The sequence below is a fragment of the Pediococcus parvulus genome, from assembly GCF_964063155.1.
GTDB classification, from domain to species: domain Bacteria; phylum Bacillota; class Bacilli; order Lactobacillales; family Lactobacillaceae; genus Pediococcus; species Pediococcus parvulus.
Window position 1 is genome coordinate 2,037,210 of the sequence record NZ_OZ061292.1, and the last position, 13,435, is coordinate 2,050,644.

Genomic DNA, 13,435 nt, shown 5'->3' on the forward strand with positions numbered 1-13,435 from the left:
CTTAAAAGATCGTCAAGGTAAGTTTTAATCATCTGAACAATAAAAATAGCCATTCCCAATGAATAGCTATTTCAAAAATTATTAACTTAAAGTGGTTTTACGTCATGGTGTCCAAACTGACGGACATGTTCCCGTGCAATTGCAACGATTGTTTCAGCGACGACTCCCATTGCTTCTGTGGTAACAAATTCGTAAGGACCATGAAAATTATCCCCGCCATTAAATAAATTTGGTGTTGGAATCCCTTTTGCAGTGATGGCATTACCATCAGTTCCACCACGAAACGGCTGAATATCCGGTGTTAATCCGATTCGGCGATAAGCATCCAAAGCTAAATTAACAATGTAGGGATTTTTTCGAATTTCATCGCCAATATTTTGATACTGTTCAGTCAACTCTAAAGTGACTCGCGGCTCCACAAAACGGTCATTAATTTTGGCTACGATGCGTTTAAGCAAAGCTTCTTTTTGATGAAAGCGAGGCGTATCAAAATCACGCAAAATTAAATTCAGGCTGGCATGCGCCACTGCCCCTTCAAAATGATTAACTAAGATAAAACCATCGTGATCCCGACTCTTTTCCGGAACCTCATCTTTAGGCAATGCACTCACAATCTCATTTGCAATTGTCACGGCATTCACCATCAGTCCATAGGCATCTCCCGGATGAACGGCGGTCCCTTCGACCTCAATTTTGGCTTCAGAGGCATTAAAAGTTTCATATTCAAATTGACCCGGCTGACCATTGTCTAGTGTATACGCAAAATCAGTTCCAAAGCCTTTGGCATCAAACTGTTTAGCACCCCGCCCGATTTCTTCATCTGGTCCAAACGCAACCCGAATTGGTCCGTGCGCTACAGTTGGATTTTGAATGAAATAGTCTAGTGCGCCGAATAGCGCCGCAACGCCGGCTTTATCATCGGCGCCCAATAAAGTTGTCCCGTCTGAAGTGATCAAACGCTGACCCACAAACTTTTTCAAGTTGGGAAATTCACTAGCTTTCAATACAATTTGTTTAGCTTCATTTAACACGATATCCTGGCCATCGTAATTGGGGTGCACCTGTGGCTTTACATGGTCCGCTGAAAAATCGGCGGTATCCAAATGGGCAATGAAGCCCAACGCACTGATTGGTTTGTCGGAATTACTTGGCAAAGTCCCCGTCACATAGCCATTGGTTTCATCAAATTTAACTTTTGCTACGCCCAATTTCTTCAAATCAGCTGTGACCAGTTTAGCTAGCGCGACTTGTCCCGGCGTTGTGGGAACCGTTTGGCTGCGATCATCTGATCTGGTATTTACTTTTGCATATTTTACGAATAACTTTTCAATATAATCTTGATTGATTTCACTCATTTCTTTCATCCCTTATTTTGTGATATATGTTGTTTTCCAGTCATAAGGAACGCCGGCAGGATTATAAACAACGCTTTTAACGTTTGAACGTAGCAGCTGAGACTTAGCAACTTGATACAGCGGAATCGTGCCTTGATCGCTCATCAATAACTTTTCAGCCGCGACCAATTTAGCCCACCTTTTCTCTGGCTGGTTGCCATAGTCGTTTTCTGATTCGTCCAATAACTTATCAAACGTTTTGTTTTTGTATCCCGAAGTGTTGTAGCTCGAACCAGATTCATAAACATCCAAGAAATTAATTGGATCGGCAAAAACTGATTGCCAGGTCTGAATCGTCGCTTCATAGTTTTTCTCATTCTGTTTAGAGATGAGTTGGACAAACGGAATCGTTGAAATTGACACCTTCACATTTGGTAACCGATCTAATTCAGTTTGAAGGAATTCGGCAGTTTGTTTACTGCTATCTGTGTCTGAAGTTAGTAAAGTTACTTTGATATTCTTTACACCAGTTTGTTGGTAGCCCTTCTTCAATAACTGTTTTGCTTTTGCTAAATCAGAACTAACTGCTGATTTTACATATGCTTCTTTATCAAATGATTCACCAGTTTTGGGGTTATTTCCCATTCCAGATGGTACAAATCCCTTAAGAGGCTCTGAGCCATCTTGTAAAACGTCATTTGTCAGTTGCTTACGATTAATTGCAAGTGAGAATGCGCGGCGAACGTTAACATTCTTGAAGGCCTTTACCTTGTTTTGATTTAACTCCAAGCGTGCCGTTGCAGTTGGCAAACGTTTCACAAAATCTGCATTGTTTTTATTATTTTTTACTTGTTGACCACTAAGCAATGTTTCATCTGTTTGTTTAGCATTAAATAAGTTGTAACTCGTCGTGGTACTTTCCGTAACAAGCTCATTGATCTTAGTTAAATGAACTGCTTTTTTATCCCAATATTTATTGTTCTTAACCAACGTCCACTTCTTACTTTGTCCATTCCAGTTAGCCAACTTGAAAGGACCGTCAGAAACCGTGTACTTTGCCTGAGTTCCAAACTTCTTACCGTATTTATTAACTATCGTTTGATTCAAAGGATAGAATAACGGCCAAGCTAAAAGCTTTTTAAAATATGAAACTGGTTTTGTCAGTGACACTGTCAATTTATATTTACCTGTTGCCTGAATTCCGAGTGTCTTAACCGATTTTTTGCCATTATTGATGGCTTCTGCATTTTTAACTTGGTAGAAATAAAATGCATCTTGAGAGGCTGTCTTAGGATTAACTGTTCGCCGCCAAGAATAAACAAAATCTTGAGCCGTTACAGCATCTCCATTAGACCATTTTGCGCCTTTACGTAATGTAAATGTGTAAGTTTTACCGCCATTTGTAACCTTAGTCTTTGCCGCTAGCGCTCCCTTAGGTGTTCCTTTACTGTTTAAACGATAAAGTCCCTCTTGAGTATTCATTAACGTATTGAAACTTAAAGTGTCCGTCGCCTGTGATAAGTCTGCCGTTGCCAGCTCTGAACTTTCTGTCCAATTCAACACCTGATTTTTAGCCAGTTTGGTGTTGCTTCCTGCCGTTGCTTGACTTCCACAACCACTTAAAATTAACAACCCTAAAACTACTACAACCGATTTTATTTTTCGATTCATAACAACCATCCCCTCTAGAATATAAAAAAATCGTCCCTCATTTCTGAAGGACGATTTTCGTGTTACCACCTTAATTTGTGAAATACTCGCATATTCCACCTCAATAACTTCTGTTACCAAAAGTTTGAGGCATTAACGGGCCTCATCACGAATTAATAGCTTCCACTGTTAATTTACTCCAAGTTCATCTTCACACAACCTTCTGATCCACGCTTTCACCAACTCGCGGTCTCTATAAACATACTAATTGTGCTACTCTTCTTATCACGGTATCTCGTTTGTTTCGATTTAATACGTTTTTAATCATACCACCGTTTTCTATGCTGTCAATGAGAAAATTATGATTGTCTTCTAATTTTATCTAGATCACCCAAAATAATTAGGTATGCAAATCCTATTGAATATAGACTTGAATATTCAGAACCATAATTTACTTTTTTGTTCAAAAGCTACAAATATGATCTATCAGTCACAAAACGCTCGTTTTTATAATTAGATTTTAATTTAATGATTAAGATCCATTCAAATCACTAATCTCACAAAAACTGTTTGTCTTAACGAAAACACAAAAAAACACCCACATGTGTGTGAGTGTTCAACGATGCTTGTTACTGGACTTGAACCAGCGACCTCCGCTTTACTAGAGCGATGCTCTACCAACTGAGCTAAACAAGCAAACGATATATTCGTGAAAGAATCAAAAAGACTCCTTAACTAGTATACCGAATTATGTAGAAAATTCAAACAGTTTTATTTTGAAAACTACATAATTTGCTACAAATCTCTAAAATTATTGTATAAACCAGTGGATAGTTAGCACCTATCTTTAGTGTTTTAGATGCGTCACACAACATTTGAGATAGTGCCTGATTAAAAATGAATATTCCTAGCTTTTATCAATACAGAAAGGTGAAAAATTAAAAACCCTCCAAAAATAAATTGCTTTATATTTAGAAGGCCTTTATTATTCAATTTTGACTACCTTTAGCCTAAATTTTCACCGTTGCTCTTGATAACCTCTCTATACCAATCAAAAGAAGCCTTTTTGTAGCGGTTCAATGTCCCGTTTCCCTGATCATCTAAATCAACGTAAATAAATCCATAGCGTTTAGACATCTGACCAGTTGAAGCACTAACTAGATCAATGCATCCCCATGGCGTATATCCCATGAGATCCACACCATCTGTAATCGCGCCAGCCATTGCTTTGATGTGTTCACGCAAATAATCAATTCGGTAATCATCTTGTACATGGAACTGGTCATCTGGTTTATCAACCGCACCCAAACCGTTTTCCACAACAAACAATGGCTTGCGATAACGGTTATATAGTTCGTTCAAAGCAATTCGTAAACCGATTGGATCTACTTGCCAGCCCCAGTCACTTGTCTTTAAGAACGGATTTTTCACGCCCCCAATTAAGTTCCCGGAAGCCTGTTCACGATTCTTATCAGCCACATCAACCGTGGTGGACATGTAATAACTGAACCCAATATAGTCAACTGGATTGTCCTTTAAAGTTGCTAAATCTTCATCACCAATTTCCAGATCGGAAAAACTGAAACCAAACTTGTTCATCAGTTTTTCCGTATAGGCTGGATATTCTCCACGTACTTGAACATCGCCACAGAAATGATTGAAGGCTTGATTTTGTTCTAGTGTAGCTAATTGATTAACTGGATTTGCATCATAGGAATAAGTTGTGGCATAAAGAACCATACAACCGACTTTTAGATCAGGATCCAAGTCATGACCGATTTTGACGGCTTTTGCACCTGCCACAAACTGATTATGCCAAGCCTGATAGATATTCTGCTTATCATCGGCACCATTAGAGGCAACTAATCCTTGGCCCATGACAGGGAAATTAAAGGCACTGTTGATTTCGTTAAACGTCATCCAGTATTTAACTTGCTTATAGTAGCGAGCCAGCATTGTCCGCGCAAACCGTTCGTAAAAGGTAATTAACTGACGATTTTTCCAACCACCATATTTTTTCACAAGGTTTAAAGGCATTTCATAATGCGAAATCGTAATAACCGGCTCAATATCGTATTTCTGACAAGTCTCAATTACTTGATCATAAAATTTCAGTCCAGCTTCATTTGGCTGTTTTTCATCACCATTTGGAAAGATACGCGTCCAAGCAATTGAGAATCGGTAACATTTGAAGCCCATTTCTGCAAATAGCGCGATATCTTCTTTGAAACGGTGGTAATGATCAATCCCGTCATGATTTGGATAAGTATGCTGACTTTCATCAATTGTCCAATCAAAATCAGGAGCATTAACCAATTTAAAACGGTCGGGTCCACCAGGCAAAGCATCGGCAATTGATAAACCCTTGCCGCCTGCTTGATAAGCGCCTTCTAACTGGTTAGCGGCTGTCGCGCCACCCCACATAAAGTTTTTCGGAAAACTACTCATAGTCCATTTCCTCCTTAAATAATATATAAAGCAACATCATCATTAGTAACTGTCGTTTTTTCATTCGATACAATTTCAACAAAATCTTTTGTATTAGTGACAATAACTGGGGTTGTAATGTCATACCCCGCCTTCTTAATGGCATCTAAATCAACATCCATCAGAAGCTGACCCTTTTTAACCTGATCGTTGTCTTTCACATGAGCTGTAAATGGCACACCCTTTAAATTAACAGTGTCCAATCCAATGTGGATCAACAATTCAATTCCTGTATCACTCTTTAAACCAATCGCATGTTTCGTTGGGAAGACGGTCATAATCTGGCCATCAAATGGCGCATAAATTTTACCTTCTTCTGGGATAATAGCAACGCCATCACCCAACATTTTTTGAGCAAAGGTATCGTCAGAAACACTCTCTAAGTTAATCATTTCACCTTTAACTGGACTGTAAACTTTTTTAGTTTCTTTGGCACCAGAAGGCACCGTTGTTTTAACTGCTGGCTCGTCTTCCGACATAGCAGCTGCTTTAACTGGTTTTTCGTCGATTCCAAAAACAAATGTCAAAATAAAGGTCAGTACAAACGAAACAACTAGTACAATGATTGCATTAATTAAGTTGCTACTATCTGTCTTGCTAACAAACTGTGGTAACGAAATCAATGAAGGCACAGCAAACGCAAACGACTTCAAGTTGACAATTCCCATAAACAATCCGGTAACTCCACCTGAAATCATAGCTGCGTATAATGGTTTCTTATACTTCAAAGTCACACCATATAAAGCAGGTTCAGTTACTCCAGCTAGCAAAGCAGAAATTCCGGCAGCACTCGCAATCTGACGTGTGTTTCGATTCTTGGTCATAAATACGACGGCAAAACATGCCGCACTTTGCGCAATATTAGCAGCCAACATTGCTGGAAGAATCAAAGTATCTGGTGAAGCAACGGAAGCAGCTAAGAAGATTGGTGCAAAGGCCCAATGCATCCCAGTCATAACAATCAGCGGCATAAAGGCGGCCATCAAAGCCATCGCAAGCCAGCCTGCTTTTCCTTGGATAAATAAAATGATAAAGGATAATAATTTACCCGCATATGTTCCGATTGGTCCGATCAAAACAAGTGCTAAAGTACCTGTCACAAACAAAACTAACAGTGGTTTCAGAATACTCTTTAATGAGGCTGGGCAAACTTTATCAATTCCCATCTCAATATACTTCATTGCCCAAACTACTAACAAAATTGGAATAACTGATGATGAATAATTAACCAATGTAACAGGTAAATCCATAAAATGAACCGCTTTACCTGCTGTAACCATTGCTGTGAAGTTCGGATGAATCATAACACCGGCAATCGTGATTGCCAACATTGGCGTAACTTTAAAGTACTTGGCAGCTGTATAAGCTAACATGACCGGCAAGAAATAAAATGGCGCATCCCCAAAGATGTTTAAAATTGCATAGGTTTGTCCTTTTTCATTCAACCACCCTAAAAGCGGCAATAAAATCAAGATAACCTTAATCATCCCACCACCAATTAAGGCTGGAATTAACGGTGACATACATGATGAAATAAAATTGGCGAACCGGTTAAACAAATTAACTTTTTGTTTTTCTTCTCCCTGATCAGGTGTTTGGTCCGCATCACCTGTATCAATTTTGCCTAGTTTCAAAATTTCATTGTAGTAGTTTGTCACATCGTTACCGATAATAACCTGATATTGACCAGATTGATGATTAACACCCATGACACCTGGGATATTTTTAACTGCCTCATCATCTACAATACTTTCATCCTTTAAACGAAAACGTAGCCGTGTCATACAATGAATCAACGAATTAATATTCTTTTCGCCACCCACTGCCTCAAAAATCTGTTTGGCTGAACCTGCATAATCCATAATTAATTTCTTCCTTTCTTTCCATAAAAAAAGACCCAAATAGCCAAATAAGCTACTTAGGTCATGCTCAACTAAGATAACACCCTATAAGTTTTTAACAAGACGGCTAATGTGAACCGTCAAATATAATAATTCCGTACTGCTAATTTCATAGTTATATTTTTCCTGAATAAATGTTTGGATCTTCCGTGAACATTCATACGGACCGGCATACTTCTTTTCCAAGGTACGAAGCAAATCTTCATCATCGTCATCGTAGTGCTTATTTAAAAGGACGCGCTGGGCAAAAAACTTTAAATGCGTGATGAAACGATAGTAGTTTAAAGAACTTTCATCAAACTCAGTATGATAATAGTCCTTTACAATATCTTCGACTTCTTTAACCATGTTTGTGACGCCATAGGCCAAATTTTGTTCAGCCCCGGACTCTGTTTCTGCATTCACGAAATGCAAAGCAACAAAGGCACTTTCATCATCTTCTAGCGTGATCCCAAGTTCATTTTTCACAACTTCAACAAGTTTTTGACCGACCGCAAACTCGTCTGGATAAAAACGCGCCACATCCCATTTTAAAGGATTCTTGAGAATAATATGATCACGATATCTTTGAATCGTCGTATGCAAATGGTCTGTTAAATTCACATAAATAATTTCATTTAACTGTTTACCTAATTTGATCTTGGCAAAATTAATAATCTTTTCCGCAATCATAATCTCGTTCAACGGCACATCAATGACTAAGTCCGTAAATTTGTTCATTGTATCCGGATCTTTAATAATAAAAGTCTTTTCTACTTTTTCAATCTCAATCTCTTGTCCCTTTTTCTTACCAAACGCAATTCCAGGACCCATTAACAAAATGGCTAGACCGTCATGGTTCTCTGAAATTGCTGTATTATTGTTTAAAACGCGTTTTATTTTCAATCGGACCACCTAAAAAGACTTATTCATTGCAGCGAAAAAATCCCTCCAACAAATAAGTCATGCTCAAAATTTTGATAACACCTTATGATATTTAATTTAACAAATCTACTATCACACATGCTTACCCGAAGTAATAACATTGTGACAATGTTTCTATATTAGCAGTGAATGTATCCGCTGTCAAACTTTTACAAAAAATAAAGCCTGTTTTACATAACAATTTCAACATTTATTTCATTAATCGGCATTTTTTCATCGTCATTCATAGGTAAACCAATTTCAAAAAAAATCAAATAAATGCTGATACATGTGAGATCATGTAACATAACCACTTGCATTATTGTTTTCTGTAACCTAGACTAATAAATGAAATTATTTGTAAATTTCATTCTATTTTTCAGGAGGTTTTCATAATGAAAACATATTTTCAGAGGTTAGGTCGTTCTTTACAGCTTCCCGTGGCCGTCTTACCGGCGGCAGCACTACTTGTCGGCGTCGGCTTTTGGTGGGCATCCGCAGATAGTGGTTTTATTGCCCGGTTTTTACAAGCTGGTGGTAATGCAATTTTAAATCAATTGCCACTACTCTTCGCTGTCGGGACAGCATTAGGGATGGCTAAGGATAAGGATGGCTCCGCAGCTTTAGCTGGACTAGTTGCATTTGAAGTTCCCACAAATGTTTTGAAGTCTAGTTCCGTGGCGACCTTGCTTGGCACTAAAGTTTCGGCAGTGGATCCGTCATTTGCAGCAATCAGCAATGTTTTCATCGGAATTATGTCCGGTTTAATTGCCGCGGCCTTGTATAATCGATTCCACAACACCAAATTGCCAATGGCGCTTTCCTTCTTTAGTGGCAAACGGTTAGTCCCAATTATGGCGGCGCTCGTCATGTTAATTGTCAGTGCTGTCCTGCTTGTCATTTGGCCACCGCTTTACAACGCTTTGGTCATTTTCGGAAAATTTGTCGTCGGCTTAGGCCCTCTAGGAGCTGGTATTTACGGATTCTTCAACCGCTTGCTGATTCCAACTGGTCTTCATCAAGCTTTGAACTCTGTCTTCCTATTTAACGTAGCCGGGATCAATGATATTGGTAAGTTCTTAGCTCATGAAGGTCCGAAAGGTGTTACCGGAATGTACCAAGCTGGTTTCTTCCCTGTTATGATGTTCGGGTTACCAGCTGGAGCCTACGCCATTTATCGAAACGCGCGTCCTGAACGCAAACAAGAAGTTGGTTCCTTGATGCTAGCAGGCGCCTTTGCTTCATTTTTCACCGGTGTTACTGAACCTCTTGAGTTCTCCTTCATGTTTGTAGCTTGGCCGTTATACGTCATTCACGCCTTCTTCATGGGCTTATCAATGGCATTTGCCGCCTTCATGCACTGGACAGCCGGTTTTTCATTCAGTGCTGGTTTAATCGATTATGTGCTGAGTTTAAAAAATCCAATTGCAAACCATCCGTTAATGCTGATTCCGCAAGGATTAGTGATGGCTGCCATTTACTACTTTGGATTTAATTTTGCCATCCAAAAGTTTAACTTAATGACTCCTGGACGAGAACCATTAACTGACACTGATGACGGTGATGCTCCCCAGGCAACTATTCAAACCGATGATAAAGACGATAAATTCAGTATTCAAGCGAAAAAAATTTATGTGGCCCTAGGCGGTGCTGATAATTTAACTGCTGTGGATAACTGTACAACTCGTTTACGTTTACAACTGAAAGATACGGATAAAATCGATGAGGCTGCCATCAAGCGCAGTGGAGCTGTGGGCTTAAATAAGCTTGATAAAGTAAACCTCCACATCATTATTGGAACTGAAGTTCAGTTTGTAGCCGATGCTTTAAGCAAACTGTTTAACGCCAAAACGCCGCTTGCAGAACTTGAAGAAGAAGCAACGACTAAGACCCAATCTCCTGCTGAAACAACGTCGGATTCTGCTATCAAATCTGGTGTATTAAATGAGTTTTACAGTGTTGCTGATGGCACGTATATGAATATTGAAGATGTCAATGATTCAACATTCTCGCAAAAAATGTTAGGTGATGGATTTGCCATTGAACCCACATCTGGCACCATTACCTCTCCAGTTGATGGGACGGTTACCACCGTCTTTCCAACCAAACACGCCATTGGTTTTACAACTGATTCTGGTCTGGAGATCCTCCTTCACATGGGAATTGATACAGTCGAATTAAAAGGTAAACCTTTTGATGTAAAAGTTAGTGATGGTCAACACATCAATCATGGTGATTTAGTTGCTAACGTTGATTTACAAGCCATTAAAGATGCCGGCAAACAGACCCCCATGATGGTAATCATCACCAATATGGATGCCATTTCTCTCCTGAAATTTAAGGTACTGAATAATCAGGTTTCGCCGAAAACTAAAATTTTGGAGGCCACAACTAAATAAATAGATGTGACATCAAGAAGAGTAAAAAATATTCAAAAAAAGAAGAGAGACTACGAAAAACACTATGTTTTTGTTGCGGTCTTCTCTTCTTTTTTCATTTTTTATGCAACTGCGATCGAAATCTTTTCGATAATTGCCTCAAAATCTGTAAGCGTCTGTTTCCACGTAATGGACTTTAAATGAGAAACGCCCTTTTTCACTCGTTTTTCAATTACAAAACTATTCAATCTGGCGTTTAAAAAAGCCTGGGCCAAATATTTTTCATCAAAACTAGTCTGTAAATAAGAACCTTCTGGCAAGAAATATTTTCCTGTTCCTTCTTTAAAATCGATCAATGGAAGCCCACAACTCATCATTTCAAAAGGTACTAACGAGAAGTTTGTCATTGATGGAGCAATGCCAAAATCACAACGATGATACAAATCAATCATCTCATTTTTGGTTAGTTTGCCAAGATTTTCTCCATTAATAAACTTTGCGGCTTTATCAGTACCAAAATAATGTAAATTCAATTTCATATCATGTTTAGCTAAAATTGCCTGACAATTCTTCAAACTCAACTGAATATTAATTGGTGCTCGTCTTGGACTGCTCCACTTAGTATACACGGCCACATCAAAGCTACTTTTATTCTGATAATGACTAAAATCACGAGATTGATAAGGATACTGTTCCAAGTTGACCGGAAAATTAATCTGATCAATTGGACTTGTCACAGTACAATTCTCCTTAATCATTTTTGCGCACCATGGCCCCAACGAAACCATATGCAGTCCTAATTCATAACTTCTTTTGGCCATTTGATAACGATCACCATAAGGATAAAAATAAGGCTCATAATCTTGCACAAAATACATTTTGTAACCTGGTTTATTTTTAATCACATACGCTGACTCCCACAAAGTTGCGAGCCAGATATCCGACTTATGTGAATCTAACTGACTCATGTCCAAACAAGTACCTTCATAACCGGCATAGTTGAATTCAGCGTTTTGAGCCATCTCTTTACGAGTTTGCGGCACATAACTTAGATAATAAACATCGTATCCCTGTTGACTAAGCAATGTTCCTAAATGTAGCATTGTTGTTTGACCGCCGTCATAAGCAATAATTCCGGTCGTGACAAACGTAATTGAATGATACGCATCCTTTTTTGTCTGTTTCACAGGCTCACTATTAAAATATTTCAGAATCTGATCATAGCCGTGAATGTCACCTTGAGGGACATCCTTGGTTGCTGTTTCTACTGGTTTCACAATAATTCACTCCTATTTTAAAGCTTGAATACTTTCCGTTTGATTATTCACTTGATTAGATGTGACCATCGTTCTATTTTTGGTTTCAGGTACGACCAAGTAAACAAATATGAGACAAAGAACGCCACAACCCGCAAAAATTCGGAAAACTGCGGACAATCCTAACGCACTCATCAAAATTGGATAGATGAAACTAACTGCAAAGTCCGCCATCCAAACAAAAAACGTTGAAAAACTCATTCCAACATCACGAATATCAATCGGAAATAGTTCTGACAAAATTAACCAAATTAGCGGACTGATAAGTCCTTGCTGACAAATTAAAAATAACGTGATAAAAGCCAGAACTGTTATGACTAGCCCTAAGCCTGTCAGTAAACGAGTTACTAAACTCAAAGCGGCTAAAATTACCGAACTACCAATTAACCCCGCCAACAATAAATGACGGCGTTTGAATCGTCCAACAATTCGGACACTGATACCCACACTCAACACAGATACTAATCCAATGATGATGTTTCCATAAAGTGACGAACTTCGTGTTAACCCAGTTTTTTCTAACATTAAGGTACCGTAATACATAATGGCATTGACCCCCGTGATCTGCTGAGCAATTGCTAGTCCAACCCCTATTAATAAAATCTTGATATTACTCGAAAATAAGACGTTTCGCCAAGTTTGTGCTGGAGTAACTGAATCGTCATCAGTTTGAAGTTCTTCAACTTCTTGCTTAGCTTCCTTGGGTTGCAAATATCTCTGCATGACCAATTTAGCTCTTTTAAAATAGCCATTCTTCCATAACCAAATAGGGCTTTCCGGAACGGAACGATCCTCCAACAACAAAATTGCAGCCGGTAAGGACGCCATGACTAACATGACACGCCAAATCCACATAATATTGCTAAACGTCCCACCAATAATGGCATTAACGGCATAAGCGAAAAATTGCCCCAACACAATTTTGAAATCGTTACGGGTAACAACCATCCCCCGGGCATTAATCGGTGAAATTTCCGAGAGATAAACAGGAATTACTTCGGATGCCGCCCCGACGGCAATTCCCAAAACAAACCGAAAAATAATAAAAATAAATTCGTTCGGTGCCAACGCACAAAATACATTAGCGAGAATAAATAAGCTGGCAATCCATTGGACCACACGATGGCGCCCATAAAGTGCCGAAACTTTTCCAGTAAACATGGAACCTAAAGCGGCACCTAAAATTAAAATACTGGATACTAAACCTTGACCTGTCGCATTTAAATTTAGCTGCGATCTACTTGACATAAATGGCAACGCACCGTTAATCACACCTGTGTCATAACCAAATAACAAACCACCAATTGTGATTACGCTGGTTGTATGACGTAAGTTACGTGTTCTCTGATGCAAACAAATCACTCCTTAATAAAATAAAAAATGTCATCCTCAAATCAGTATTCTGTTTCGAAAGTTACCCTCCTCCACTAACTAATTTAAAGTGCTATCCAAGTAAACCCTACCAC

8 protein-coding genes, 1 tRNA gene and 1 other annotated feature are annotated in these 13,435 nt (G+C 38.8%); of the genes, 1 reads left to right on the plus strand and 8 read right to left on the minus strand.

Annotated elements, in window-relative coordinates; all coding sequences use genetic code 11:
• Nucleotides 1-86: 86 nt before the first annotated feature.
• From pepT to licT, 6 genes are all read right to left on the minus strand, one after another.
• Nucleotides 87-1,364 (minus strand): peptidase T, encoded by a 1,278-nt coding sequence (pepT, locus tag AB3217_RS10235; protein WP_068805026.1) that lies wholly within the window; start codon nucleotides 1,362-1,364, stop codon nucleotides 87-89.
• 3 nt (nucleotides 1,365-1,367) lie between these two features.
• The gene (locus AB3217_RS10240; protein WP_057784067.1) at nucleotides 1,368-3,014 is read right to left on the minus strand and encodes a peptide ABC transporter substrate-binding protein; all 1,647 of its coding nucleotides are present in this window, start codon (nucleotides 3,012-3,014) and stop codon (nucleotides 1,368-1,370) included.
• A gap of 34 nt (nucleotides 3,015-3,048) precedes the next feature.
• Nucleotides 3,049-3,282: a binding site (T-box leader), on the minus strand.
• A gap of 325 nt (nucleotides 3,283-3,607) precedes the next feature.
• Nucleotides 3,608-3,680: transfer RNA gene (locus AB3217_RS10245), tRNA-Thr, on the minus strand.
• Nucleotides 3,681-3,989: 309 nt separating this feature from the next.
• Nucleotides 3,990-5,432 carry a glycoside hydrolase family 1 protein gene (locus AB3217_RS10250; RefSeq protein WP_367366087.1) on the minus strand — a complete coding sequence of 481 codons (1,443 nt, stop codon included), beginning with the start codon at nucleotides 5,430-5,432 and terminating at the stop codon, nucleotides 3,990-3,992.
• A gap of 14 nt (nucleotides 5,433-5,446) precedes the next feature.
• Nucleotides 5,447-7,333, minus strand: coding sequence for a beta-glucoside-specific PTS transporter subunit IIABC (locus AB3217_RS10255; RefSeq protein ID WP_260266688.1), 1,887 nt, complete (start codon nucleotides 7,331-7,333; stop codon nucleotides 5,447-5,449).
• Between the two features lie 84 nt (nucleotides 7,334-7,417).
• Nucleotides 7,418-8,257: a BglG family transcription antiterminator LicT gene (gene licT / locus AB3217_RS10260; RefSeq protein ID WP_057784060.1), complete on the minus strand. Its 840-nt coding sequence runs from the start codon at nucleotides 8,255-8,257 to the stop codon at nucleotides 7,418-7,420.
• A gap of 413 nt (nucleotides 8,258-8,670) precedes the next feature.
• Here licT and nagE point away from each other — a divergent pair, with 413 nt between their 5' ends.
• Entirely contained in the window at nucleotides 8,671-10,674 is a 2,004-nt protein-coding gene (nagE, locus tag AB3217_RS10265; protein ID WP_260266687.1) for an N-acetylglucosamine-specific PTS transporter subunit IIBC, read from the plus strand.
• A gap of 101 nt (nucleotides 10,675-10,775) precedes the next feature.
• On the opposite strand, the gene AB3217_RS10270 is transcribed toward nagE, so the two are convergent.
• On the minus strand, nucleotides 10,776-11,930 hold the full coding sequence (locus AB3217_RS10270; RefSeq protein WP_367366088.1) for a glycosyltransferase: 1,155 nt from the start codon (nucleotides 11,928-11,930) through the stop codon (nucleotides 10,776-10,778).
• Between the two features lie 12 nt (nucleotides 11,931-11,942).
• The gene (locus tag AB3217_RS10275; RefSeq protein ID WP_260266686.1) at nucleotides 11,943-13,322 is read right to left on the minus strand and encodes a sugar porter family MFS transporter; all 1,380 of its coding nucleotides are present in this window, start codon (nucleotides 13,320-13,322) and stop codon (nucleotides 11,943-11,945) included.
• Nucleotides 13,323-13,435: the final 113 nt, after the last annotated feature.

Coding starts and splice junctions, on each gene's coding strand:
- AB3217_RS10255 (WP_260266688.1), bottom strand. CDS start 7,333: ATGGATTATGCAGGTTCAGCCAAACAGATTTTTGAGGCAGTGGGTGGC.
- AB3217_RS10250 (WP_367366087.1), bottom strand. CDS start 5,432: ATGAGTAGTTTTCCGAAAAACTTTATGTGGGGTGGCGCGACAGCCGCT.
- AB3217_RS10240 (WP_057784067.1), bottom strand. CDS start 3,014: ATGGTTGTTATGAATCGAAAAATAAAATCGGTTGTAGTAGTTTTAGGG.
- pepT (WP_068805026.1), bottom strand. CDS start 1,364: ATGAAAGAAATGAGTGAAATCAATCAAGATTATATTGAAAAGTTATTC.
- nagE (WP_260266687.1), top strand. CDS start 8,671: ATGAAAACATATTTTCAGAGGTTAGGTCGTTCTTTACAGCTTCCCGTG.